The organism is Methylobacterium segetis (assembly GCF_004348265.1).
In the GTDB taxonomy this organism is placed as follows: Bacteria; Pseudomonadota; Alphaproteobacteria; order Rhizobiales; family Beijerinckiaceae; genus Methylobacterium; species Methylobacterium segetis.
The window spans coordinates 25,947-51,456 of the sequence record NZ_SMNT01000002.1 but is presented as its reverse complement, the minus strand read 5'-3'; the positions used below and the strand labels follow the sequence as shown (position 1 = coordinate 51,456).

At 67.6% G+C, this 25,510-nt stretch carries 22 protein-coding genes; 8 read left to right on the top strand and 14 right to left on the bottom strand.

Features of this window, described 5'->3' with window-relative positions; all coding sequences use genetic code 11:
- Positions 1-67: 67 nt before the first annotated feature.
- Positions 68-1,048 (bottom strand): UDP-glucuronic acid decarboxylase family protein, encoded by a 981-nt coding sequence (locus E1J50_RS00780; RefSeq protein ID WP_132249399.1) that lies wholly within the window; start codon positions 1,046-1,048, stop codon positions 68-70.
- 161 nt (positions 1,049-1,209) lie between these two features.
- Between E1J50_RS00780 and E1J50_RS00775 the strand changes: the two genes are divergently transcribed.
- Together E1J50_RS00775 and E1J50_RS00770 are read left to right on the top strand one after the other, a co-directional pair.
- Entirely contained in the window at positions 1,210-1,506 is a 297-nt protein-coding gene (locus E1J50_RS00775; protein WP_132249397.1) for a hypothetical protein, read from the top strand.
- Between the two features lie 89 nt (positions 1,507-1,595).
- On the top strand, positions 1,596-2,303 hold the full coding sequence (locus E1J50_RS00770; RefSeq protein WP_132249395.1) for a class I SAM-dependent methyltransferase: 708 nt from the start codon (positions 1,596-1,598) through the stop codon (positions 2,301-2,303).
- Positions 2,304-2,388: 85 nt separating this feature from the next.
- Here the strand turns inward: E1J50_RS00770 and E1J50_RS00765 are convergent, their stop codons facing one another.
- From E1J50_RS00765 to gmd, 5 genes are all read right to left on the bottom strand, one after another.
- The gene (locus E1J50_RS00765) at positions 2,389-3,633 is read right to left on the bottom strand and encodes a DUF4214 domain-containing protein (protein ID WP_132249393.1); all 1,245 of its coding nucleotides are present in this window, start codon (positions 3,631-3,633) and stop codon (positions 2,389-2,391) included.
- A 298-nt stretch (positions 3,634-3,931) separates the two neighbouring features.
- Positions 3,932-5,725 (bottom strand): glycosyltransferase, encoded by a 1,794-nt coding sequence (locus E1J50_RS00760; RefSeq protein WP_165937746.1) that lies wholly within the window; start codon positions 5,723-5,725, stop codon positions 3,932-3,934.
- Between the two features lie 89 nt (positions 5,726-5,814).
- Positions 5,815-7,011: a glycosyltransferase family 4 protein gene (locus E1J50_RS00755; RefSeq protein WP_132249389.1), complete on the bottom strand. Its 1,197-nt coding sequence runs from the start codon at positions 7,009-7,011 to the stop codon at positions 5,815-5,817.
- Positions 7,012-7,154: 143 nt separating this feature from the next.
- The gene (locus E1J50_RS00750; protein ID WP_245516379.1) at positions 7,155-8,129 is read right to left on the bottom strand and encodes a GDP-mannose 4,6-dehydratase; all 975 of its coding nucleotides are present in this window, start codon (positions 8,127-8,129) and stop codon (positions 7,155-7,157) included.
- A 50-nt stretch (positions 8,130-8,179) separates the two neighbouring features.
- Entirely contained in the window at positions 8,180-9,157 is a 978-nt protein-coding gene (gmd, locus tag E1J50_RS00745; RefSeq protein WP_132249385.1) for a GDP-mannose 4,6-dehydratase, read from the bottom strand.
- Positions 9,158-9,796: 639 nt separating this feature from the next.
- Between gmd and E1J50_RS00740 the strand changes: the two genes are divergently transcribed.
- On the top strand, positions 9,797-10,528 hold the full coding sequence (locus E1J50_RS00740) for a class I SAM-dependent methyltransferase (RefSeq protein WP_165937745.1): 732 nt from the start codon (positions 9,797-9,799) through the stop codon (positions 10,526-10,528).
- 260 nt (positions 10,529-10,788) lie between these two features.
- Here E1J50_RS00740 and guaA read toward each other — a convergent pair whose 3' ends face one another.
- Complete coding sequence (guaA, locus tag E1J50_RS00735) at positions 10,789-12,348, bottom strand: glutamine-hydrolyzing GMP synthase (protein WP_132249381.1); 1,560 nt, start codon at positions 12,346-12,348, stop codon at positions 10,789-10,791.
- A 185-nt stretch (positions 12,349-12,533) separates the two neighbouring features.
- Here guaA and E1J50_RS00730 point away from each other — a divergent pair, with 185 nt between their 5' ends.
- On the top strand, positions 12,534-12,761 hold the full coding sequence (locus E1J50_RS00730) for a hypothetical protein (protein ID WP_132249379.1): 228 nt from the start codon (positions 12,534-12,536) through the stop codon (positions 12,759-12,761).
- Positions 12,762-12,810: 49 nt separating this feature from the next.
- Here E1J50_RS00730 and E1J50_RS00725 read toward each other — a convergent pair whose 3' ends face one another.
- Positions 12,811-14,109, bottom strand: coding sequence for an RsmB/NOP family class I SAM-dependent RNA methyltransferase (locus tag E1J50_RS00725; RefSeq protein WP_132249377.1), 1,299 nt, complete (start codon positions 14,107-14,109; stop codon positions 12,811-12,813).
- Between the two features lie 151 nt (positions 14,110-14,260).
- Here E1J50_RS00725 and E1J50_RS27065 point away from each other — a divergent pair, with 151 nt between their 5' ends.
- Entirely contained in the window at positions 14,261-14,434 is a 174-nt protein-coding gene (locus E1J50_RS27065) for a hypothetical protein (protein WP_165937744.1), read from the top strand.
- A gap of 9 nt (positions 14,435-14,443) precedes the next feature.
- Here E1J50_RS27065 and panE read toward each other — a convergent pair whose 3' ends face one another.
- The 4 genes from panE to E1J50_RS00705 all read right to left on the bottom strand — a co-directional run bounded on the left by panE (position 14,444) and on the right by E1J50_RS00705 (position 18,524).
- Complete coding sequence (panE, locus tag E1J50_RS00720) at positions 14,444-15,394, bottom strand: 2-dehydropantoate 2-reductase (protein ID WP_132249375.1); 951 nt, start codon at positions 15,392-15,394, stop codon at positions 14,444-14,446.
- Positions 15,395-15,466: 72 nt separating this feature from the next.
- Complete coding sequence (locus E1J50_RS00715; protein ID WP_342635882.1) at positions 15,467-15,925, bottom strand: MAPEG family protein; 459 nt, start codon at positions 15,923-15,925, stop codon at positions 15,467-15,469.
- Positions 15,926-15,968: 43 nt separating this feature from the next.
- Positions 15,969-17,462: an IMP dehydrogenase gene (gene guaB, locus E1J50_RS00710; protein WP_132249373.1), complete on the bottom strand. Its 1,494-nt coding sequence runs from the start codon at positions 17,460-17,462 to the stop codon at positions 15,969-15,971.
- 180 nt (positions 17,463-17,642) lie between these two features.
- Positions 17,643-18,524: a DUF3313 domain-containing protein gene (locus E1J50_RS00705; protein WP_132249371.1), complete on the bottom strand. Its 882-nt coding sequence runs from the start codon at positions 18,522-18,524 to the stop codon at positions 17,643-17,645.
- Between the two features lie 310 nt (positions 18,525-18,834).
- On the opposite strand from E1J50_RS00705, the gene E1J50_RS00700 reads away from it, so the two are divergent.
- Positions 18,835-20,256 (top strand): MFS transporter, encoded by a 1,422-nt coding sequence (locus E1J50_RS00700; protein ID WP_132249369.1) that lies wholly within the window; start codon positions 18,835-18,837, stop codon positions 20,254-20,256.
- A 32-nt stretch (positions 20,257-20,288) separates the two neighbouring features.
- Here the strand turns inward: E1J50_RS00700 and E1J50_RS00695 are convergent, their stop codons facing one another.
- Together E1J50_RS00695 and E1J50_RS00690 are read right to left on the bottom strand one after the other, a co-directional pair.
- A complete protein-coding gene (locus E1J50_RS00695; protein ID WP_132249367.1) occupies positions 20,289-20,792 on the bottom strand; it encodes a DoxX family protein in 504 nt (167 codons plus the stop codon).
- Between the two features lie 78 nt (positions 20,793-20,870).
- Positions 20,871-22,040 carry a multidrug effflux MFS transporter gene (locus E1J50_RS00690; protein ID WP_132249545.1) on the bottom strand — a complete coding sequence of 390 codons (1,170 nt, stop codon included), beginning with the start codon at positions 22,038-22,040 and terminating at the stop codon, positions 20,871-20,873.
- A 287-nt stretch (positions 22,041-22,327) separates the two neighbouring features.
- Between E1J50_RS00690 and E1J50_RS00685 the strand changes: the two genes are divergently transcribed.
- Both E1J50_RS00685 and adh read left to right on the top strand, forming a co-directional pair.
- A complete protein-coding gene (locus E1J50_RS00685; protein ID WP_132249365.1) occupies positions 22,328-23,695 on the top strand; it encodes a serine hydrolase in 1,368 nt (455 codons plus the stop codon).
- A 256-nt stretch (positions 23,696-23,951) separates the two neighbouring features.
- Complete coding sequence (gene adh / locus E1J50_RS00680) at positions 23,952-25,472, top strand: aldehyde dehydrogenase (RefSeq protein ID WP_132249363.1); 1,521 nt, start codon at positions 23,952-23,954, stop codon at positions 25,470-25,472.
- Positions 25,473-25,510: the final 38 nt, after the last annotated feature.

The window sequence follows — 25,510 nt, the reverse complement described above, 5'->3', positions numbered from 1 at the left end:
CGATCCGCACCGATCCGCTCCGGATCGACGCGTCGCGAACGGGCGTGGGGGTGGCACAGCGGCCCAGTCACGCCCTGCCCGCGATCGTCTTTCGCTGCTCGGTCAGAAAGGCGTCGAAATAGTCGATCGTCTTCGCAAGTCCGTCCCTCAACGCAATCTTCGGCGCCCAGCCGAGAATGTCGCGCGCCTTCGTGATGTCGGGGCGACGCTGCTTCGGGTCGTCGGGCGGAAGATCCTTGAAGACCAACGGGGACTTCGAGCCCGTCATCTCGATGACGAGCTTGGCGAGTTCGAGGATCGTGAACTCTCCAGGGTTGCCGATGTTGATCGGTCCGACAATATCCGGCCCGGTATCCATCATCCTGATCATCGCGTCGATCAGATCATCGGCGTAGCAGAACGACCGGGTCTGCGATCCATCGCCGTAGATCGAGATCGGATCGCCGTGCAGCGCCTGCACGATCAGGTTCGACACCACGCGCCCGTCATTCGGATGCATTCGCGGGCCATAGGTATTGAAGATGCGCACCACCTTCACCGGCATGTCGTGCTGCCGCCGATAATCGAAGAACAGCGTTTCCGCGCAACGCTTGCCTTCGTCATAGCACGAACGGAAACCGATCGGATTGACGCGTCCCCAATACTCCTCCGGCTGGGGATGGATTTCGGGATCCCCGTAGACCTCGCTGGTCGATGCCTGGAGCACCTTGGCCTTGAGACGCTTGGCGAGGCCGAGCATGTTGATCGCGCCGATGACACTCGTCTTGGTCGTCTGAACGGGGTCGAATTGATAGTGGACGGGCGAAGCCGGACAGGCCAGATTGTAGATTTCATCGACCTCCACATAGAGTGGGAAGGTCACGTCATGGCGAAGGAACTCGAAGCGGCTGTTCCCGAGAAGATGTGCAATGTTTCTCCTCGATCCCGTGAAAATATTATCGACGCAGAGGACTTCGTGACCCTGTGCGAGCAGCCGTTCGCAAAGATGAGAACCGAGGAAGCCGGCGCCGCCGGTGACCAGAACCTTCTTCATCTCACCGTAGCGCATTTCGATCCCTGCCCAATCTCGCCACGCCGCAAACCGACCGGATGGACGTCGACCCTATAGGCCGGGCAGCTCTGCGGGACCTTCGTCCGGTTCCGGACATTGGCCGAACTGCCGGCTCGAACCGGCGCACGCTGCGCAGATTCATCACGGCGGAGCGGGTCATGATGACGGGCGATCGCTCAAAGTCCAGCACGCGCCCGTTGCCGCTCCGTCCCGCCCTTCCGGGAGAGGTGCCTCTGCCGCTCGCGGCCCTGGCGAACGCCTCTCTCGACCGCCGGAAACTGAACCTGTCCCCGCCGAGTACGGGCGTGACGACGCGCGGCTGCCGCGAAGATGTGTCGTCGTGCCGGGTATCCGGCCGATACGTCGGTCTGTCGGGTCGAGACGACCGGGTGATCGTGCGCCTGATCAATACCAGCACCCGAATCGTCGCCAATCCGCCTGCATTCGCAACCTGAGACCGGCCAGTCACGCCTCCCGCGAGAAATGGCGCTCATTTGCGACTTCTGGTAGACGCACTCGCCATCCTAAGCGGCGGAGTGGAATCATGAGCGAGGTCGCGGCGACAGTGAGCGCGAGGGCCGTGCCGCCGGATCCGATCCCGGACCGCCTCAACGTCGGATGCGGGCACGACATCCGCGAGGGATGGCTGAACGTCGACAGCGGCGACTGGCACAATCCCGACATGATCGCGGACATCACCGATCTGCCAATGCTTCCCAACCGGCATTTCGTCGAGATCGTCGCGCAGGACGTTCTGGAGCACATACCGAGGACCCGGCAGGTCTCCACATTGATCGAATGGGGGCGCCTTCTCTCGCCGAGCGGCGTGCTGAGCGTTCGCGTCCCCAGCTTTCACGATCTGGCGAAACTTGCCAAACACCCCGACTGGCAGAACGAGGAGCGCCAGCAATACCTCGTGCAGATGGCCTATGGAACGCAGGCCTATCCCGGAGACTACCATCTCTGCGGGTACACGCCCTGGACGGTGACGACCAATGCCAGGGAAGCCGGGCTGATCGTAAGCCGCGCGTGGATTCGGGATCTCTGGCTTTTCGAACTCGAATTTCGCCTCTCGAGCGAAATCTACAGCCTCACCGACGAGGAATGGCTGCATCATATCTATTTCTCGAAGGGGCACCGCTGCATCGATGCGGGCGGCCTCGCGTATTGGAGCGGTCAACTCGCTGAAGGACGGAAAAGACGCGATCTCGAACCGGTGATCGTGGCGGCCTTGCTCACCGAACCGTCGTGAGCACCGACCCGCAGCGGAGGATGGAACCACCGCGCATCGGAATCCGTGAGAGGCCGCCTCGCGGCGCATTCCGGTTTCATCACCCTCAGGACAGGAACCAGCCCTGCTCGATCTGGGCGACGTGCGCGCTGTGTGCTTCGGCGCTGTCCGTCAACTGAACGGCGAGATCGGCCCGGGAGACGCCGCTGTCGAGGCGGGCGGTCCAGAACTGCAAACCCTCCGCCTCCGCCGGCCGACCGAGAGCGCTCATGTAGAGCGCCTCGACATAGGCCGAGTTCGAGAGGGACCCGTACTTGGCTTGGCTCTCGGCGCTCGCGAGGAAGCCTTGCGCGAGCACGCTGAGATTCCCGCCCTGATCGAGTTGGTGGGTCCAGAACTCCAGGCCTCCGGCGTCCGGAGCCCGGTTGAGCATCGTGTAGTAGAGGCGGGCCACGTCCGCCGCCTGCCTGTCGGGGACGAACAGCCCCGCGTCGAAGACGCTCTGCAGGCTGCTCAGATGTTCGTCCGAAAACACGAACCCACTGGCGACATCGACGCGCGCGGCGCCCTGGTTCAACTGCCCGGTCCAGAAGGCGAGGCCGCCGCTATCCGCCGACCGATGCAACGTGCTCTGGTACAGTTGCTCCACGAAGGCCGCATTGTCGAGCGCACCGGCGCGTGCCTGGCCTTCGGCCGAGAAGAGCAGTTGCTGACCGAGGTCGCGCACCGAAGCGCCGTGCTCCAGTTGGTCGGCCCAGAACTCCAGCCCGAGATCATCGGGTGCGCGTCCGAGAAGGCCGGCGTAGAGCGAGTAGACCTGCCCGCCGATGCTGTGAACGTCGTGCGTGGAATTCCCGTACAAGGTGTAGAAGAAATTCGGCGCGACACTATATTTGTAGAGGTTGTAATCGTTCGGCAGAAACGTTGCGTTGTTGACATCGACCTTCAGGTCGAAGCCGCTCGTGATGCCGTTCAACAAGCCGATCGGGACGGCAAATTCGACGATGGTCTTGTCCGCGTTGAACACATGGGCCAGCGGCGTCACCGACAGATTCGTCCCGACATCCGTCCCGCTGAAAAGGTATGGCAGTCCGTCCGTCGCGAAATCGACGTAGAATTCCGCGCCCGTGCCGGCCCCGGTAAAAGGCTGCGCGCCCGTGCTCTCGTTGCGATCGGTGTTCAGCCAGAACGTCGTGAAGGCGGCGATGGCCACCGGTGATTGAAGGGCGAAGATGTACTGGTCGCCCTCTCGCGTTGCGTAGAGCGCGTAGTTCGCAGCACCTGTCCGGGCGGTATCGAGCCGCTCCGCGATCGTCCAGTCCGCAAGATTGCCATCGACGACATGTGCCATGGAGCAGCCTCCCTGATCCGCAACGGGCCGCGATCGACAGGCCTCGGCAGATCGAGGCGCGAAGAGCAGGACCGCCAACGGCAATTCCAGTCGAGGCTCTTATCGGCTTGCACGTCGACAAACCGAAGCGAGATTCCGGTGCTCTTCAGGGCCGATATGGGATTAGTCGCTTCGAGGTACGTCGAAGCATCGGCTACATCTTGCCTAGCCTCGTGCGACCGAGGCACAAGACTGGAAAAGCGGGGACTTTCGTTTGCCTTACCGAGGGTTCCGGCGGGATCGCGGCGCCCGAGGCCCGTCAGCCCTTCGGCCGCATCCGCTTCCCGATGGCCCGAACGAAGGCGGCGGAACCGTGCTGGATCCGCCTCGCCGCATTCAGGTGAGGCATTCGGATGACGCCCTCGCCTCGTGGCGGAGGCTTGCCGTCGCTCGTCCCCACCGCTCGATCGATCGTCATCGAGACCAGGCAGAGGCCGAGCTTTCGATCGTCGGCGCTCCTGCCGAGGTCCCGCGGCGAGACGAGGCGGTTCACCTGGAAATAGATCTCCAGAACGCCGCTCGGGTCGATGTCGTCCTCGGTCACCTCGAAAGCGACCGGGATCGCACGCGCCTTGTAACGGTAGGTCAGGTTGGCCTTGTGCCCGGAGGGACAGAAGACGTCGATGGCCTGCGGTCTGCCCTTCGAGGCCATGCCGGTCACGAGGCACCGCACGCGCATCGGCATCGGCTGGCCCGGCTCGGTCTCGATCCTCAGGATCGCCACCGTCTCCTTGCTCCAGACGCCGTTCGGCTCGGCCCCGTACCAGCCGGAGAAGAGATGGGGGGTGAGCGAATGTCGCGAATCCGGCCCTGTCTCCGAACCCGGCTTGCTGGCACGCGGAACGGCCGGGCGCTTGCCCGCGAGGAGAAGCGAGAGGAAGGGGCCGACCCGCCTCAGGGTCGAGGACCACAGGAGCCCGTCCAGGAGCTCCATCTGCTCGATCGTGTAGGTGAGCGGCGCGGCGCGCTCCGAGAGGCAGGCCCGGACCGCCTGCTTGAAGGCGTCCGGCTCGTCGTGGATCGTCAGCCCTGGAAAGCCGATGAAGTCCTCGTAGCCGCGCATCGCGGTCGTCGTGGCGACGATGCGCTTTCGATTGTAGAGGGCCTCAGCCGTCTTCAGGTTCGTGCCGCCTCCGAGCGTGATCGGCAGGACGACGCCGCCCGCCAGGTCGAACAACGTGCTGAGGCCCGCCTCGTCCTGGACGCCCGCGACGATCAGCCGGGCTGCGTTCAACCCGTACCAATCGGCATAGCCGGGCGTGCGATCGAGCAGGCCCGCGACACTGCCGACCACGATGATGCGCTCGTCGGGCGCGAGATAGCTCATCCGGGGACCGAGCATCTCGGCGAAGCCGACCGCGTTCGGCGGATGCCCGGATCCGACGAACACCATCGTGGAGAAAAGCGACAGGGTGCGGCGCCAATGATCCTCCGCGGGAGGCGGGACGAGGGGCCAGACGCCGTTCGGCGCAACGAGGATGGGCTTGCCGACAGGTGCGAAATGATCGTGATCATGCGTGCTCACGACGATGATGGCGTCGGCACGCGAGGCCAGATCGTCCTCGATCTCTCTCGCGCGTGAGGCGAGCCGAGCGCGGCCCTCCGCGGACTGGGCCGCCGTCACGTTCTCGATCAGATGGCCTTCGACGTTCTGCGAGGAGTAGAGGATCCGCACGTCGATGCCGGGCCGCTGACGCAGATACTCGCGCAACGCGGGCCAGAGCCAGGCCTGCTCGCAGGCGATGATGTCGGGGTGGAACTCGTCCACGACCCGGCAGAACCTCTGCCACGCCTCCGGATCCTGCAGGAGGACGTCGGAAGCATCGACATCGACCCGCCCCTCCCGCCGTGTCAGCTCACGTCGGAAACCTGCGCTCACCGGGAACAGGAATTCGCTGTCGGGCTCTTCAGGCTGGGCAGCCGCCTCGTAGACAGCGATGTGTTCCGTGATCCATCCCCGCTCGCGCAGCACGCGGTGGAGCGCGTTGACCCGGATCTGGCCGCCGTGCCGGGGAACGGAGATCGGATAGGTGGCGAGCGAGAGATACCGCATCAAAGGATCCCATTCAGCGGCGTGCCGCCTCATCTCAGCTGCGGTCGCCGGACGTGGCCCGCCACCGGCGAGCGCCTCGGATTTGCCCGTCAGAAGCCGCGTTCGGCCAGGACGGCGTCGAGCTTCCGACGAAACAGCGGGATGACCTGCTCCCATTTGCGCGGCTCGTAGGTCGAGGCGATCCGCGCCCGCCTCGCCTGCACGAGGTCGTCGTCGACCGTGTAGCGATGGATGGCGTCCCGCCAAGCGGCATAGTCGAGCGGGTCCAGGAGCTCGGCCATGTCGCCGGCGACTTCGGGCATCGAAGCGCTGCTGGAGGCGAGGCAGGGCGTGCCCGCCGCCAAGCTCTCGGCGATCGGCAATCCCCAGCCCTCGTAGAGCGAGGGATAAACGGTGTAGCGCGCGTTCGCGTAGAGCCAGCTCAGATCCTCGTCGGAGACGTCCTCCAGAATCCGGATCCGGTCGGGAAAGAGGCGGTGACAGCCCTCGATGCAACTCAGGAGGTTCTCGACATTCCAGCCTGGCCGCCCGACGAAGACGAGCGGCAGCACCTCGCCCGGTGCGCGTTCATGCAGCTCTCGCCAGATGTTGAAGAGCATCTGGTGGTTCTTCCGCGGCTCGATCGTGCTCACGTAGAGGACGAAGCGGCCCGATGCGAGCGAGCGCCAGCTCTCGGTGGGGCGCGGGGAACTCGGATGCACGTCGGCACCGAGTTCCATGCGTGCGAGAGCGGGCTGCCGGGTTTCCAGGCGCGCGAGGTAGGATTCGACGTCGCGCAGGGTTGAATCCGAGATGCAAAACAGGATGTCGGCCGTCCACGCGGCATCAAGAATGAATTTCGGGAACTTCTTGTCCATGCCGGGCACACAATATTCCGGCATCACGATCGGGATGATGTCGTAGATGACCTGCGCGACGAAGATGTTTTTTCGTTTTTTCGCCGTGTAGAGCAAGCTGAGATAATCGAAGTCCCACAGCAATCCCGCGCTGACGACGACATCCCCACTCTGCAAATTGACCTTCGATCCATACTGGACGCGAGGCCCGGCCTGCGGATCCATCCGCTTGGGGACCTGTTTCGGGTCCTGGTAGAGGATCTCGCAGGCTTTCTCGCGACCGATGCTGCGGAATTCCGCGTTCAGATGGTCGTAATAGAAGAACTCCGTCCGCTTCTCGCTCGCGAGATATTCCTTGGCGATCTCCCGCTCGGTTCGAACGATCCCGACGGCGTGCTTACCGATGTAGTGCCGGCTCGTCGTGATATCGATTAGGAAACGCTTCGGCATAGACGCTACCAACCTTGGATCATGTATCGAAGTCCGGCAGGGCCGGGAGAACGCGGGCTCTCAGCGCGATCGATCATCGCGACGGGCAGGGCCGGCGCTTAGCATGCGGGGCGATGGGAGGATGAGCCGGGACGTCGCCCCCATCATGCGATCTCTCCGCCTGCGATCCGACGGCGCCAATCGTCGAGGACGTCGTCGAGGGTCTGCGACCACGGGATCGCCGGGCTCCATGCCAGGAGTTCCGCCGCTCTCTCCGCGTGCCCGTAGGCGACCGGGGTATCGCTCGGGCGCAGGCGCTGTGGATCGCGCTCGACCGCGATGGGACGTTGCGCGCGGGCCAGCAGGTCCGTCAGGACGTCTCCGATCCGTCGCGGCACGCCCGAGGCGAGATTGAAGATGATGCCGGACGGCAGATCGTGCCGCAGAACGGCGCGCCGATAGGCGTCCACCACGTCCCGCACGTCGAGGAAGTCGCGGCAGGCGTCGAGATTGCCCACGCGGATCGTGGGCGGTTGCAGCCCCGCTTCGATTCGCGCGATCTGAGCCGCGAAGGCCGGCACGACGAAGCGTTCCGTCTGACCGGGACCGGTGTGGTTGAAGGGGCGGAATCTGACCGCGCGAAGCCCGTCCCGCACCATCTGACCGACGAGGAGATCCGCCGCCGCCTTCGAGGCGGCGTAGGGATTGGTTGGGTCGAGCGGGGCTGCCTCGTCGAGGCCGCTCGCGCGCAGCTTGAAGGTCCCCCCATACACTTCCGAGGTGCTCACGAAGACGAGGCGCGCATCGGGCACCTCGCCGAGCATGGCCTCGCCGAGTGCGCGGGTCCCGCCGCAATTGACCGCCCAGGCCTGGTCCCGGTCGAGAAAAGCGTCCTGAACCGCGGTGATCGCGGCGAGATGGACCACGCAGGTCGGTCGCACCTCGCGGATCGCCTGACGGATGCGGCCCGCATCCACGAGGTCGAACTCGACGGCCTGAAGGCCCTCGTCCAGCGAGCCGTCCGCCCTGCGTTGCGCGCCGAAGAGCCGATCCTGATCTCCGAGCCAGGGCCGGAGAGCGCGGACCAGCGCCCGCCCGACGAAGCCGTCCGCTCCGGTGATCAGGATGCGCTCGCTCACGCTTGCCTGCCTCTCGCGTAGGACGCGCATGCCGTCCGGCCCGGCCAGAGTCACCGGCTCGCGGAGAGCCGCTTCAGATCGGCGTCGACCATCTCACGAATCATGTCCTCGAGGCTCGTCTCCGGCTCCCAGCCGAGTCGGCTCTTCGCCTTGGCCGCATCGCCGAGCAACACGTCGACTTCGGCCGGACGAAACAGTGCGGGATCGATGACGAGATGCTCCTCGGCGGCGAGGCCGCAATGCTCGAACGCGATCCGGCACATGTCGCGCACGGTCACGGTCCGCCCGGTCGCGACGACGTAATCGTCGGCAATCTGCTGCTGCAGCATCAGCCACATGGCCTTCACGTAGTCGCGAGCATGGCCCCAGTCGCGTTTCGCGTCGATGTTGCCGAGCCTCAGATTACCGGCGAGGCCGAGCTTGATCCGCGCGACGCCATCCGTAACCTTCCGCGTGACGAACTCGATGCCGCGGAGCGGGCTCTCGTGGTTGAACAGGATACCGCTGGAAGCGTGCAGCCCGAAGCTCTCACGATAATTCACGGTCATCCAGTGGGCATAGAGCTTGGCCGCCGCGTAAGGGGATCGCGGGTAGAAGGGCGTGCTCTCGGATTGCAGGGGCTCCTGGACCAGACCGTACATCTCGGACGACGACGCCTGATAGAAATGCGCGTCGGGCTTCTCGATCCGCACCGCCTCGAGCATGTTCGCGCAGCCGAGACCGGTGATGGCTCCCGTGAGCAGCGGCTGCTGCCAGGAGGTCTTCACGAAGGATTGTGCGGCAAGGTTGTACACTTCGTCCGGCTGGACGGTCCGGACGGTTCGCAAGAGGCTCGAGAGGTCGGCGAGGTCGCCGTCGACGAGCCGCACATCCTGAGCGATGCCGAGCCAGCGAAGCCGCACATCGTTGACGTCGGTCGTGCTCGACCGGCGCACGAGCCCATGGACGTCGTAGCCCTTACCGAGGAGCAGTTGCGCCAGATAGGCGCCGTCCTGCCCCGTGATGCCGGTGATGAGGGCTTTCTTCATGCGCGGTCCAGGGAAGTCCTGTCGGGAGGCACCCGTTCGAACGGGACGGGAGACATGCGGTACGATTCTCGGGAGGCCGCGTCAAAACGCGGCCCGGCGACGCGAACCTCGGCGGCAACACTATTCCGGGCGGGCCATTGTGTCGGACGCCGGAAACAACACGGCAATGGCCAGGATGCCAGGGTACGGATGCGCACTGTCAGGCCTTTGATCCTGCGGCCCGACCGGTTCGGAAGTCGGGATGCGCCGCGGGATGAGCGAGGCCAATCAACGACCGGTAGAACGCACCCTTCGCGGCATCCGCTTTCATCCCCGCATCGCTTTCGATGGCCTGCACGCCGCGCCGGATGCTAGCTTCCACCGGCAGTTGCAAGCGCCAAGCGTGGCGAACTCTTTTCTTCGCCCGAACCGAACCCTTCACGCCAGCCCGGAAACGTCATGCCCGTGACCGAAGACGAAGTTGATTGGGCCTATAAGCTCGCTTTCGGCCGGCCGGCAGAGTCGGACGACGCACGCGCCTTCTGGGCCAGCAACGCGATCGACCTCCGGCATCTTGTGGATAGACTGGTTCATTCGAGCGAGGCCGTCGCGAACAGGCAGGGTGCGCACAGAGGTGCCGTCTACGATCTGTCACCGACGTTGCAGCCCCGCCTCCTGCCGATTCTGCGCCGCCTGCGACCGCACCGGCCGGTCGGCACAGACAAGATCCGGGTCGGACGCGACCATGACGGCGGGTACGTGATGGTGGACGACCTCGATGGAATCGCAGCCGCCTATTCCCTCGGCATCAGCGACGACGTCTCCTGGGATCTCGACCTCGCCAATCGGGGGATCGAGGTCTTCCAGTTCGATCACACCATCGAGAACAGCCCGGTCGAGCACCCGCTTCTGCACTGGTCGAAGCTCGGAATCGAGGGCGTGTCGAGCGAGCAGGAGGAACTCGACACATTGACCCACATCCTGGCCCGGAACGCCCATCGCGACCGCACCGACCTCGTGCTGAAATGCGACATCGAGGGGCACGAATGGGAGATGCTGAGCCATCTCTCCTCGAATCTGCTCGATTGCTTCCGGCAGATCGTGATCGAGATCCATCTTCTCGATCGCCTCGAAAACGACGCCTTCCTCGACACGCTCCGTCGAGGCGTGCTTGCCCTGACCGCGAACCACCGCGTCGTCCACGTTCACGCGAATAATTGCGCGCCCTACTTCATCCTCGGCGGCATTCCACTTCCCTCCGTCCTGGAACTGACGCTGCTGAGGCGCGACCGTCGCCGTCTCGAGCCCAGCGACGAGACTTTCCCGACGGCCCTCGACATGCCGAACGCGCCGCACCTCGCCGATTTCCAACTCGGCACTTTCCGGTTCTGAGGGCGGCGCCCCGGAGCGCGGCTCACGGGAATCCGGCGTTCGATGAGGCAGCGAGGTGCCGCAGGTCCGCGCCGCGAAGGCCGTGCGCGCCGGAGCGCGGTTTCGATCCTGCAGCGAAGGTGGGGGGCTTTGGGATCGGGGCCTGTGCCGCGGCCTTCCGATGCGGGTCAGGTCCGGCCGTGACCGCCGATGCGGCCGCGCGCAGCAGGATGGCGATGAAGCACCGCGGCGCCGCGATGCGCGGCCGCCGCCTCTTCAGGTCATTCCCACTCGATGGTGCCGGGCGGCTTCGAGGTGATGTCGTAGGTGACGCGATTGATGCCCTTCACCTCGTTGATGATGCGGGTGGCAACCCGCCCGAGGAAGGCCATGTCGAAGGGATAGAAATCCGCCGTCATGCCGTCGACGGAGGTGACGGCACGGAGCGCGCAGACATGGTCGTAGGTCCGGCCGTCACCCATCACTCCGACCGTCTTCACGGGGAGGATCACCGCGAAGGCCTGCCAGATCGTATCGTACAACCCGGCCTTCCGGATCTCTTCGAGGTAGATCGCATCCGCCTTCCGGAGCGCATCGAGCTTCTCGGCCGTAATCGTGCCGGGACAGCGGATCGCGAGGCCCGGGCCGGGGAAGGGGTGGCGGCCGACGAAGGCCTCCGGCAGGCCGAGCTCTCGACCGAGCACCCGCACCTCGTCCTTGAAGAGTTCGCGCAGCGGCTCGACGAGCTGCATGTTCATGCGCTCGGGCAAGCCGCCCACGTTGTGATGGGACTTGATGGTGACGCTCGGCCCCCCCGTGAACGAGACGCTCTCGATGACGTCGGGATAGAGGGTGCCCTGCGCGAGGAAGGCCGCGCCGCCGATCTTCTTCGATTCCGCCTCGAACACGTCGATGAAGAGCCGGCCGATCGTCTTGCGCTTCACCTCCGGGTCGCTGACGCCCTCGAGCGCACCGAGGAAGGTGTCTTGCGCCTCCACGTGGACGAGCGGGATGTTGTAATGGTCGCGGAACAGGCGCACGACCTCCTCGGCCTCACCCGCCCGCAGCAGGCCGTGATCGACGAAGACGCAGGTCAGCTGCTCGCCGATCGCTTCGTGAATGAGAACCGCCGCCACCGCCGAGTCGACGCCGCCGGAGAGCCCGCAGATCACGCGCTCCTTTCCGACCTGCGCGCGGATCTTCTCGATCGCCTCCTCGCGATAGGCACCCATGGTCCAGTCGCCGGAGCAGCCCGCGATGTCGCGCACGAAGTTGCGGATCAGGAGCGCGCCGTGCGGCGTATGGGCCACTTCGGGGTGGAACTGCACCGCGTAGAACTTGCGCGCCTCGTCGGCCACCGCGGCGAAGGGTGCGTTCTTCGAGATCGCGACCGTGGTGAACCCGTCCGGCAGCTTCGTGACCCGGTCCCCGTGGCTCATCCAGACGGGATAGTGCTCGCCGATGTGCCAGACGCCGTTGAACAGGGCGCACTCGGCCAGGATCTCGATCTCGGCCCGGCCAAATTCGGCGTGGTGCCCGCCCTCGACCTCGCCGCCGAGCTGGGCCGCCATGGTCTGCTGGCCATAGCAGATGCCGAAGACGGGGACGCCGGAATCGAACACCACCTGCGGTGCCCGGGGCGAGGCCTCCGTGGTCACCGATTCCGGGCCGCCCGAGAGGATGACGCCCTTCGGCTTTGTCTCCGCGAAGGCTTCGGCTGCCTTCGTGAAGGGCACGATCTCGCAGTAGACGCCCTCCTCGCGCACGCGCCGCGCGATGAGCTGCGTCACCTGGCTGCCGAAATCGACGATGAGGATCTTGTCGTGGTCGGTGGTCGTCATGGCCTGCAGTTAGACGAGCGCCCGCGCCCGTGCAACGCGCCTGCCCGCAGGGCTGGGAGGCACCGGCTCGAAGGCTGGGGATCGGGAGCGCGAGGACGATCCGGGCGGACCGCAGCATTAAGGGGATGTTCACGCCCCGGCAGCGAAAGGGGCCGCCCAGTCCACACGCTCAGGAGCCTCACGCCATGAGAGCAACGATCCTCGGACTCACCGCCGTCGCGCTCGCCGGCATCACTCCCGCCGCCGCGTTGCCGATCGCCGGCAACCCGCTCGTGGCACCCGCCACCGGAATCGAGCAGGCGCGCGTGGTCTCGCGCACCGTCATCCGCGGCCCGCGCTGCAAGACGGTCGTGGTCAAGCGACGCGGCCCCTACGGCCGGGTGGTCGTGGAACGCCGGCGCCGCTGCTTCTGAACATCCTGAAAGACCTCCGAATGGCCCCGCTCCGGGGCCATTCGCCGTTTCAGGACCGCTCCAGCGTGGCGACGTAGAACCCCTCCGTGCCGGTCAACGCCGGGCTCATCTGCAATCCGTGCTCCGTGAAGCGCAGGAAGTCCGCGAGACCCGGCAGGAGCCGATCCACGACGCTCCGCGACGGCACAACCGCGAAGGCGCCTCCGCTTCGCCCCAGCAGGCCCGCGATCGCGCCGTCGTTCTCTTCGGGCAGGATCGAGCAGGTGATGTAGGTGATGCGCCCGCCGGGGCGGACGAGGCGGCTCGCGCGGTCGAGAACCGCGGCCTGTTCACTGAGCCGGGTCGCGAGGCTGCCCGGACGCAGGCGCCACTTCGCGTCCGGGTTGCGGCGCCAGGTGCCCGTGCCGGTGCAGGGAGCGTCGACGACGACACGATCGACGGTGCCGTCGAGATCTTCGAGGACGTCGGCGCGGGCGCGCCCGGTGCGGGGCGTGCGCACCTCCGCCTCGGCGCCGGCCCGGCGCAGCCGCTCGTGGATGGGCGCGAGGCGGCGCGGGTCACCGTCCGTTGCGACGAGGCGGCCCCGATTGCCCATCTCGGCCGCGAGGGCGAGCGTCTTGCCCCCACCCCCGGCGCAGAGATCGACGACCGTCTCGCCGGGCTCCGCCCCCGCGAGCAGGCTCGCGATCTGCGAACCCTCATCCTGGATCTCGTACCAGCCTTCGAGGAATTCCGGCTCGACATGCAGCGCGGGACCCCGCCCGTCGGCGCCGATCGGGATGCGCAGGCCCTGGGGCGCGTGCGGCGTCGGCGCGGCGGAGAGGTGGCCGAGGCTCGCGAGGGCATCGGCCCGGCTCCGCTTCAAACTGTTGATGCGGATATCGAGCGGCGCCCGGCGGCCGAGCGCGCGCAATTCCGGCAGCAGGTCGTCGCCCAGTATGGCCCGGAGCGAGGGCAGCACCCAATCGGGCGCGTCCCCCGCGATCTCCGGGGGCGCCCCGGCGAGGCTGCCCGCCTCCACCCGCTCGCGTTCCGTCTCGGTGAGCGGCGCCGGCGCGAAGCGCTCGCCGCTGAACAAACCGGCGATCGTCGGCGCGGCGAGGCCCTGCTGCAGGCGCAGCGAGCCGATCAGCACGGCGCGCGGGCTGTCCGCGCCCATGATCCAGGCTGCGGAGGCGCGGCGGCGCAGTGCGTCGTAGACGAGGCTCGCGATCGCCGCGCGATCGCCCGAGCCGGCGAAGCGATGGGCGAGGCCCCAATCCTTCAGGGCATCGGAGGCCGGCCGGCGGCGCTCGGTGATGTCGGCCAGAACCTCGATGGCGGCGGAGCAGCGTGCGGCGGGGGTCAGGTCGAACTCTCCTTCAGAAACGATTCACGCTGCCGCGATACGGCCACGCTTCGCGCCCAGCCGGGCCACATTACGGCCGAGCTTCCGGCGCGATCCCGGCTCAGAACGCGAGGGCCTGCCCTTCGTCAACGCCGGAGCCAACAAGCCAGCCATGTCGCCCGTCATCCATCTTGCCGCCGCCGGCCTCCTGGCTCTCGCGGTCGCCGCCTGCTCGACGGCGCCGGCCGCGCCCGACCTCACGCCGCCGCCGCGCCGGCCGGTCGATGCCAAGACGCAGCTCGAATACGGCAGCCCGCCGCCCCCGCCGCCCGGCCCGCGCTACTGAGCCATCCGCTCAGGCCGCCTCGCGGGCGCGCCGCCGTTCGTAGGTCTTGAGGTGGGTGTAGGCCCGCTCAAGATGCGGACGCGCGGCGCCCTGCGCAGCATCTCTCCCCCGCGCGATCAGGTCGCCCACGATGTGGTCGGCCTCGATCCGGCCACCACCCTCGATGTCGCGCAGCATCGAAGCGGTGACGGGCGAGCCCTCCTGCGTCAACATCGTGCGGGCACCGGCCGCGACCTTGGCCCGCGGCTCGAAGCCGGACGCCGAGGCCACCGCCACACACTCGGCGTAGAGCCCCTCGACGAAGTCTCTCCCGCCCGGCGCACCGACGATGTCGCCGATGCTGCCGCGCATCAGGCAGGTGCTGCCCGCGAGCGTCGCGAGGAAGACCCACTTTTCCCACATCTCGAGCAGGATGGTCGCGCTGAGCTTCGGCTGGAAACGCGCGCCTTCCATCAGGGCATCGATCGCCTCGACACGGGCCGAGCGCGTGCCGTCGCGCTCGCCGAAGGTCAGGGTGCAGAATTCGCTCATGTGGCGGATCTCACCCGCCTGACCGAGGGTCGCCACGATCGCGCATGAGCCGCCGAGGACCCGCTCGGATCCGAAGCGGGCGTCGAGGGCATCGAGGTGGCGCACGCCATTGAGGATCGGCAGCACGCTCGTGTCTTGGCCGATTGCGGGCGCGACGTCGCGGATCGCCCCGTCGAGGTCGTAGGCCTTGCAGGAGAAAAGAACGAGATCGAAGACGCCTCCCTTGCCCGCGGAGAGCGCGTCGGCCGTCACCGTCTGGGGCTCGGGGATATGTGCGTCGCCGAGCGGGCTACGGACGGCGAGACCGTCTGTCCGGAGCTTCTCCGCCCGCGCCGGACGCACGAGGAACGTGACGTCGCGCCCAGCCTCGGCGAGGCGCGCCCCGTAATAGCCGCCGGTCGCCCCTGCTCCAACCACGAGCACCCGCATCGAACCTCTCCTGCCGCCAGGACCCTGTGCCGGCCCTCCATGCGCGCGACGGCACGCGGATGCAACGGAGCTTCAGGTCCCGAGCGGCGTGAAGAGGATGCGCCAGGCGAAGATGAGCCACATCAGGCCGAGGATTAGGACGCCCGCCATGTAGGCGCGGAAGCGGCTCGGCACGTGGTTCGAGGTCACGAAGATGTAGGCGTGGGCGTAGCGCGACAGCACGAAGATCCAGGCCAGCACGACGAAGACGACGTCCGCCTTGCGGGTGTAGAGCGCCAGAGGCACGAGCGCGAAGAACAGGACTGGGATCTCGAACTGGTTCGCGAAGGCGTTGGCCGCGGCCTGGACCTTCGGGGGCCAGTTGCGCTCGCCGAGCGCGATGTCCCCGATCCGGACTCGCCCAGCCCCGATCTCGGCGAAGCGTCGCCGCCCCATGACGCCGATCAGGATGAAGACGAGAAGCACCTGCACGAAGACGGGCGCGAGGATGGCCTGGACGGTCATGAGGAAGTCCGCGGGGGCGCGCACCATCGTGCGCGCCCTCCCCTGAGAAGAAGGATCGGGTGCGTCAGCCTCAGGTCCGGCTCGGGTAGTTTGGGCTCTCGCGGGTGATGGTCACGTCGTGCACGTGGCTCTCGCGCAGGCCCGCATTGGTGATGCGGATGAACTGCGCCCGCTCCTGAAACTCCGGCACGGTCGCGGCACCGACGTAGCCCATGGCGGCGCGCAGGCCACCGACGAGCTGGTGGAGCACCGCGGCGACCGGTCCCTTGTAGGGGACCTGACCTTCGATTCCCTCGGGCACGAGCTTGTGCGTCTCGCTGACCTCGGCCTGGAAGTAGCGGTCCGCGGAGCCGCGGGCCATGGCACCCACCGAGCCCATGCCGCGGTAGCTCTTGTACGAGCGGCCCTGGTAGAGAAAGACCTCGCCCGGCGCCTCGTCGGTGCCCGCGAGCAGCGAGCCGAGCATCGCCACCGAGGCGCCGGCGGCGATCGCCTTGGCGAGGTCGCCGGAGTACTTGATGCCGCCATCCGCGATCACGGGCACGTCGGCCTCGTAGGCGGCTTCGACCGCCTCCATGAGGGCGGTGAGTTGGGGCACGCCGACGCCTGCCACGATCCGCGTCGTGCAGATCGAGCCTGGGCCGATGCCGACCTTGATGGCATCGGCGCCCGCATCGATGAGGGCTTGCGCACCCTCCTTCGTGGCGACGTTGCCGGCCACGACCTGGACCGCATTCGAGAGCTGCTTCACCCGGCGCACGCTCTCGAGCACCTTGATCGAGTGGCCGTGCGCGGTGTCGACCACGATGACGTCGCAGCCGGCATCGATCAGGCGCTCGGCGCGCTCGAAGCCGCTGTCGCCCGTCGTCGTCGCGGCGGCCACGCGCAGACGCCCCTGCTCGTCCTTGACGGCGTGCGGATACGCGACGCGCTTCTCGATGTCCTTGACGGTGATCAGGCCGATGCAGCGGTAATGGTCGTCGACGACGAGGAGCTTCTCGATCCGGAACTGGTGCAGGAGGCGCTTGGCCTCGTCCTGCGTCACGCCCTCGCGCACGGTGATGAGACGGTCGCGCGTCATCAGCTCGGCGACGGGCTGGCCGGCATTGGTCGCGAAGCGCACGTCGCGGTTCGTCAGGATGCCGACGAGCTTGCCGCGGGAGCCGTTGGGGCCCCGCTCCACCACGGGAATGCCGGAGATGCGGTTCGCCTTCATCACCTCGAAGGCGTCGGCGAGCGTTTCGTCGGGGTGGATGGTGATGGGGTTCAGCACCATGCCCGACTCGTACTTCTTGACGAGACGGACCTGCTCGGCCTGCTCCGGGGGCTCCAGATTGCGGTGGATGACCCCGAGGCCGCCGTTCTGCGCCATGGCGATGGCCATCGGCGCCTCGGTCACGGTGTCCATCGCCGAGGCGAGGATCGGCAGATTGAGGGCGATCGTGCGCGTCAGGCGGGTCGCGACATTGACATCGGTCGGCATCACCGAGGAGGCGGCGGGCCGCAGCAGAACGTCGTCGAACGTCAGGCCCTCGATGATGGAGTCGCTGCTGATCCGGGCCATGTGCCAACTACCTCACGGGCATCGCGCCGGGCCGGATTCGGCGCAACGGCGTCACTGGGTTGGCACGGGCCAGTATCATGCGCGGCAGGTCCGCGCAAAGCGGGACGCGGGCGGGGCAACAGGAAAACGGTCAGGCCCGCCCTGCGCCGGCCGCATGGCGGCCCGGCGCCGCATCCCGTGTCAGTTCGAGCGGCCGGCAGGGCCCTTGTCCGTCCAGTCGGGCGGCAGGCCGATGTAGTCGCCGATCATGCCGTCGATCCCGGGGGCGCGGCCGAAGGCCTCGCAATCCGGATCGAGCGGCGCCTCGCCGAGCACCGTGATGCGGATGCGGTCGTAGGTCGGGAGCGTCAGCGGCGCCTTGAACGGGTCCTGCCCGGTGGCGAGGAAGAAGCCGAAATCCTGCCCGAACTCACCCGCGAGATCGTAGATGTCGCTCGCCGGCGAGAAGCGCGCTTGGTTCGTGAAGGCGTTCGCCGCCCCGCCCCAGACCATCGCGGCCCGCTGATCGTGGCGCCTGTCGAGCGCCTCGGCCTCGACCGTGAGGCTCCCGAGGCCGATGGGCAGGCGTGGGATCGGCACGCGACCGACCGCGGTGGCGAAGCCGACCCCGACCTGGGAGGCCACGGTGACAGCGGCCGAGGTCGCGATGGTCGCGCCCGCGGCCGGCACGTTGGTGAGTTCGGCGCGGGTGACGGCGGCGCGGATCGTCAGGTCGGCCTTGCGGGTCGAGACCACGTCGTAGCGCAGCGACAGCTCGTAGCAGAGGGCGCGGTCGGCGGCATTGGCGACGAGCTTGCGCTCGGCCGGCGTGAGACCCGGCGCCACGGCCTGCGAAAACTCCGTCGGGATGATGCGGACCGTGCGGGTCTGCGGCAGGGCTGCGCGGTCGAGATAGATGCGGGCGCTGCTCGCCGTCTCCTCGCTGGAGGCCAGACGGTCGTAGCGGGTCAGCGAGCCCGTCTCGTTCAGGAGCACCGTGCCGCAGGCGGCGAGGGCCGTGAGCAGGGTGATTCCGGCGGTGAGGCGGGGCAGGGAACGGGGCGTTTTCAGCCGAAGAGGCATCCTGTCACTTTCGCGGCGAGGTCTCGTGCGACGGCGACAGCCCCCGTCGCAACCGTCCCGCGGCGCAGGGGCTAGGCCCGTCGCGCAGTGATGGCTGGAGCGGCGGCAGGCCGGCGTGTTGCGGCTGAGCTTAAGCGCCTTCCGGCTCGCCCGGAACGGGATTCGCCGTTAACGAAGCACTTACGACCGGCCGTGTGGCCCGGGCGACACGAACCAGCAACATACGATTGTGGCGCGCGCTTCATCCCGCGGCTTTCGCGACGTCGGCGCCCCACGCAACCTCGATCGCACCTCGACCATTCTCCGCCCGATGCGCACGTCCCGAATCGTCCCCCTCGTCGTCGCCACCGCCCTCTTCATGGAGAACACCGACTCGACGGTGATCGCGACGGCTCTGCCCACCATTGCGGCAAGCCTCGGCGAGGACCCGATCGCGTTGAAGCTCGCGCTCACCTCGTACCTCGTCAGCCTCGCGATCTTCATTCCGATCAGCGGTTGGATGGCCGACCGCTACGGTGCCCGCACGGTGTTCCGCGCGGCGCTGACGGTCTTCATGGCAGGCTCACTGGCCTGCGCGGCCTCGAACGGCCTCGGTTGGTTCGTCGCCGCCCGCTTCCTGCAGGGGATCGGCGGCGCGATGATGGTGCCGGTCGGCCGCCTCGTGATCCTGCGCAGCGTGCCGAAGGCGGAGCTCGTCACGGCACTCGCCTACCTCACCATTCCCGCTCTGATCGGACCGATCATGGGGCCGCCCCTCGGCGGCCTCATCACCACCTGGCTCGACTGGCGCTGGATCTTCCTCATCAACATCCCGATCGGCCTGATCGGGATCGGCCTCGCGACCGCCTTCTTCGAGGATCTGCGCGAGCCCGAGCGCCCTCCCCTTGACCTGAGCGGCTTCCTGATGCTGGCCCTCGGCCTCGCAACCCTGATGCTGGGCCTCGCCTCGACCGGGCGCCACCTTCTTCCGGACTGGCTGAGCTGGGCCTGCCTCGGTGTGGGTGCGGCCCTCCTTGTCCTCTATCTGCGGCATTCCCGTGCGGTGGCGCATCCGGTGCTCAGGCTCGACCTCTTCCGTCACCCCACCTTTCGTGCCTCCGTCGTCGGAGGCAGCCTCTTCCGGATCGGCACGGGCGCGATTCCCTTCCTGCTGCCGCTCATGCTGCAGATCGGCTTCGGCCTCGATCCGCTGCAATCGGGCCTCATCACCTTCGCGGCGGCGGCCGGCGCCATGTTCGTCAAGACGGTGGGACCCCGGATCCTCCGGGCGTTCGGATTCCGCCGCGTGATGGTGACGAACGCGGTGCTCGCGGCCGGCTTTCTCGCCGTGAACGGCCTCTTCACGGCCCAGACGCCGCATTGGCTGATCGTGGCTTTGCTCTTCGTCGGCGGCTGCCTTCGGTCGCTCCAGTTCACCTGCGTGAACGCCATCGCCTACGCCGATCTCGAATCCCGCGACATGAGCGCGGGCACGAGCCTCGCCAGCGTCGCCCAGCAGATCTCGCTCAGCCTCGGCGTCACGATCGGCGCGCTCGCGCTGGAAGCGGCAGCCGGCTGGCAGGGTCGGAATGCCATACGCGCCGAGGATTTCGCCCCGGCTTTCCTCGCGGTCGCGCTGGTCTCGGGCGCCTCGGTCCTGGCCTTCCGCCGGCTCGCGCCGGATGCGGGTGCCGAGGTCTCCGGCCAGCGCATCGCGAGGGCACAGCCCGCCGGCGCCCCGGGCCGCACCTGACTCGGCGGCCTGGAGCGGCTTTGGGAGGACGGCTAAGCGGCTGCTCGCGCGGCGGACGCCCGCTTCGGTCGCGCGGGCGCCCGAGCTGCAGCCTTCGGAGCATTTTTGGCCGGCTTCGCGGAGGCGCGCCCGATGCGCCAGCCCTGCCAGCTCCAGGCTCCCGGCCCCATCAGCGCGTAGATCAGGAACCCGCCGGCGAGGCCGAGGTCGGCCAGGAACAGCGTGCGCTCGGCGACCGACGGGGCTCCGACGAAGTGCCAGAACGGGTGAAGCAGGAACGCCATCGTCGCGACGAAGCCCGCGAGCGCAAGGCCGGTCAGGCGCGGTAGCACCCCTAGGATGATGGCCAGCGGACCGAAAACCTGAACGATCACCGCAGCCGTGGCGAGCACGTTCGGAGAGGGCAGACCGGTGCCCGCGAGCGTCAAGGCGAAACCCGAGACGTTGAGTGCCCGGGCGATGCCGGTGGGCAGGAGAGCCGCCGCGAGCAGCAGGCGCGAGGTGAGTAGCAAACCGTCCTGGGCGCGGGCGATCACGTGAGAGACTCCGGTCTCGAAAGGGTCGCCCGCAGGCTCGCGGGGCCGCATGAAGACCGGGTTAAGGATGCGGGGTTCTCAACCGGAGACGCCGCCGCGGAACAGACGCCCGTGCTCGGTCCAGGCGACGACGATGAGGGCGAGGGTGCCGAGCCCCGCGTAGCCGATTCCGATCGGCAGGGTGCTGCCGTCGAATGCCCGGCCGATCAGGTAGCCGCAAAAGGCGCCGAGGATGGTCGTGTAGAACCCGAGGACGGACGAAGCGGTCCCGGCGATGGCGCCGAGGGGCTGCAGCGCCAGCGCGTTGAAGTTCGGCATCGCGAAGCTGAGCAGGAACTGGTTGAGCGCCAGCACGCCGAGGAACAGGGCGAGCGGGGGCTGCCCGTGATAGGCGAGGCTGCTGCAGACCTGAGCGATGCCGACGACGACGAAGGCGATGAGGCCGGCATGCGACAGCGGGCGCATGCCGAGCCGGCGCACCGCGCGGGCGTTGACCAGGGTCGCCGCGCCCATGGCGCCCGCGACGGCGCCGAAGGCCAGCGGGAACAGGCTGCCGAGGTGATAGAGCCCCGTGTCGAACACCTGCTGGGCCGAGCCGACATAGCCCATGATGCACCCGGTCAGGAGCCCGAGCGCCGTGGCATAGCCGACAGCGGTCCGGTTTCGCAGCGTAAGGAGCAGCGCCTGCCCCGTCGCCCTCAGGGAGAGCGGGCGACGAAACTCCGGGTGCAGCGTCTCGGGCATCCGCGCCGTGAACCAGACGACGAGAATGCCGGCGAGCACCAGCATCGAGACGAAGACGTAGGTCCAGGAACCGAGCGCCAGCATCATGCCCCCGATCGCGGGCGCGATCATCGGCACGATCAGGAAAACCATCATGATGAGCGACATCACACTCGCCATCTCGCGCCCGGCGAAGCGATCGCGGACGATCGCCGTCGAGAGCACGCGCCCGCCCGCCGCGCCGAGCCCCTGGATGACGCGCGCGGCGAGCAGCCAGCCGAAGGACGGTGCCGCCATGGCGAGGAAGCAGCCGGCGACGTAGATCGCGAGGCTCGCGAGCAGCACCGGCCTCCGGCCGAGCGCGTCGGACAGCGGTCCGTAGACGATCTGCGCGAGGCCGAACCCGATCATGTAGACATAGACGAGAAGTTGCAGACTGTTCGGATCATCGATGCCGAACCGGGCCTGGATCGCCGGGAAGGCGGGGAGCAGATTGTCGATCGAGATCGCGGTGACGGCCATCATCAGCGCGACGATGGCGACGAACTCGGCGAAGCCCGGCCCGCTCCAGGCTGGGGCCTCGCGCAGCGTTGCAGCCTCGGAATGACGGAGCGGTGCGGTCACGGACGGCCTTCGCTGGGGATTGGAGATCGGAGAACGCGCGGGCGGCCGGTTCGGCGCCGCCGGGAATCCGCCCGGTTAGGCGGCGCGGCGGGCTGCCGATGTGTGGACGCACACCGACGCGTTCACGCCGCAATGAACCCTCAACCTGCCAAGCTTCGGGATCGTCGCTCCCGTTCCGGAGGGCCAGCATGCACGGCGTCCGCCTCTTCGCGCTCATTCTTCTCGGCTGGACGGGTCTCTCGATCGGGGCCGCGAGGGGCGAAGCGCCGCCGGACTTCGCAGACCGGGCGGAATCCCTCGTCCTCCCGCTGGCACGGAGCGGCCTGTTCTCCGGCGCGATCCTCGTGGCGCATCGCGGCGTGCCCGTCTTCCGCCGCGCCTACGGCTACGCGAACAGGGAATGGGAGGTTCTCAACACGCCCGAGACGCGGTTCCGGGTCGGTTCGATCACCAAGCAGTTCACGGCAGCCGCGATCCTGAAGCTCGCCGAGACGGGGCGGCTCACGCTGGAGGATCCGATCCGGCTCTTCTATCCGCAGGCACCGGACGCCTGGGCAGGCGTCACGATCCGGATGCTCCTGAACCACACGTCCGGCATCCCGAGCTACACGAACCTGCCGGACTATTACGCGCGCATCCAGCGGCTCGAATTGAGTCCGCAGGCGATCGTCGCGCTGACAGCGGACAAGCCGCTCCTGTTCGAGCCCGGTCGCGGCTTCGACTACAACAATACCGGCTATATCCTGCTGGGCCTCGTGATCGAGGCGGCATCCGGCCTCTCCTACGAGCGCTACCTGCGCGAGACGTTCTTCGATCCGCTCGGCCTGAACGACACCGGATACGACGACGCGACCACGATCCTGCCCCGGCGGGCCGCAGGCTACCGACACGCCAACGGCCGCTGGCGCAACGCCTTTCCGATCGCCTCCAGCATACCCTACGCCGCGGGCGCGCATTACTCGACCCTCGACGATCTCCTCGCCTGGGACCACGCCCTGTTCTCGGATCGGGTGATCTCGGCGCCGTCGCGCCGGGCGATGTTCACGGATGGCGGCTACGGCTACGGGCTCGCCTGGTTCCTCGGAACGGCTCATGGCCACCGGCTCTGGTCTCATGGCGGCAACATCAACGGCTTCCTGACCATCAAGGACAACTACCCCGACGACGACCTCGTGGTTCTCGTCCTCGCGAACACCGAGACGGCTCCCGTTCAGACCTTGGCCCGCGAGATCGCGGCCCTCTGGTTCGGCGATCTCGAGCCGAAATCCGATATCGTGCTCGAGCCGGAGATCATGGACCGCTATGCGGGGCGCTACCGGCTGTCAGACGGGGCCATCCTGACGCTCGTGCGCGAGGGCGATCATCTCATGGTCGCGCTCTCCGGCGAGTCCGCCGTCCCGTTCGCGCCGGAAGGCGACCGGACCTTCCTGTCCCGGGAGCGGGACACCCGCATCACGATGGACACGGAGCCCGACGGAAGACCCACCGGCCTCATCCTGAGCCGGGGCACGACCGACCGGATGGCCGAGCGGATCGAGGAGCCGGCGCAGCACTGACGGCGGGTGGGCCGCAGTCGCCATCCCGGCCGTTCGAGGCTAAGATGCGCCGCGGACGGCTTCAGCGGCGGCGCCGGATGGACGCGAGGCTGTGATCCCGTACGAAGCGGGCCGGCCCGCGCCGCCCGCGCCGCCCGCGCCCTGTGTACGAGATTCTTATGGCCAAAAGTCCAACTTGATTTGGGGGGCCATCTGCCATTGGCTGCGGCCGAGAAAATCAACACCGCACAAGAAACGCCACCCGGAGGAGATCCCCATGAACAAGCCGGAATTTCTGGGCTCGACCACGAAGTCGCCCTTCGCGGCGCGCTATGACAACTTCATCGGCGGCCAGTGGGTCGCGCCCGCCAACGGCCGCTATTTCGAGAACACCTCCCCGATTACCGGCCGCGTCGTCTGCGAGGTCGCGCGCTCCGACGCCCAGGACATCGAGAAGGCGCTGGACGCCGCGCACGCGGCGAAGGACGCCTGGGGCCGCACCTCCCCGGCCGAGCGCGCCCGCATCCTCAACAAGATGGCCGACCGGATGGAGGAGAACCTCGATCTGATCGCCCTGGCCGAGACCTGGGACAACGGCAAGCCGATCCGCGAGACGACCCACGCCGACATCCCCCTCGCCATCGACCACTTCCGGTATTTCGCCGGCTGCGTGCGGTCGCAGGAAGGCTCGATCTCGGAGATCGACCACGACACCGTGGCCTACCATTTCCACGAGCCGCTCGGCGTCGTCGGCCAGATCATTCCGTGGAACTTCCCGATCCTGATGGCGGTCTGGAAGCTCGCCCCCGCCCTCGCCGCGGGCAATTGCGTGGTGCTCAAGCCGGCCGAACAGACCCCGGCCTCGATCCTCGTCGTGCTCGAGTTGATCGGCGATCTCCTGCCGCCGGGTGTCCTCAACGTCGTCAACGGCTTCGGCCTCGAGGCGGGCAAGCCGCTGGCCTCCTCGCCGCGCATCGCCAAGATCGCCTTCACCGGCGAGACGACGACGGGCCGGCTGATCATGCAGTACGCCTCGCAGAACCTGATCCCGGTGACGCTGGAGCTCGGCGGCAAGTCGCCGAACATCTTCTTCGCCGACGTCGCCAACGAGGACGACGATTTCCTCGACAAGGCGCTCGAGGGCTTCACGATGTTCGCCCTCAACCAGGGCGAGGTCTGCACCTGCCCGAGCCGCGCGCTCGTCCACGAGTCGATCTACGACCGCTTCATCGAGAAGGCGATCAAGCGCGTCGAGGCGATCGTGCAGGGCTCCCCGCTCGATCCCGCCACCATGATCGGTGCCCAGGCATCGGGCGAGCAGCTCGAGAAGATCCTCAGCTACATCGACATCGGCCGGCAGGAGGGCGCCCAGGTGCTCACCGGCGGCGAGCGCAAGCGGCAGGACGGCGACCTCGCCGAGGGCTTCTACGTGAAGCCGACCGTGTTCAAGGGCCACAACAAGATGCGGATCTTCCAGGAGGAGATCTTCGGGCCCGTGCTCTCGGTGACCACCTTCAAGGACGACGCGGAGGCGCTCTCGATCGCCAACGACACGCTCTACGGCCTGGGCGCGGGCGTGTGGACCCGTGACGGAACCCGCGCCTACCGCTTCGGCCGGGCGATCCAGGCCGGCCGCGTCTGGACGAACTGCTACCACGCCTACCCGGCCCACGCGGCCTTCGGCGGCTACAAGCAGTCCGGCATCGGCCGCGAGACCCACAAGATGATGCTCGATCACTACCAGCAGACCAAGAACATGCTGGTGAGCTACTCCCCGAAGAAGCTCGGCTTCTTCTGAGAGCCTCGCCCCGCACGAGGAGAGCGCCCCGGCCGTCA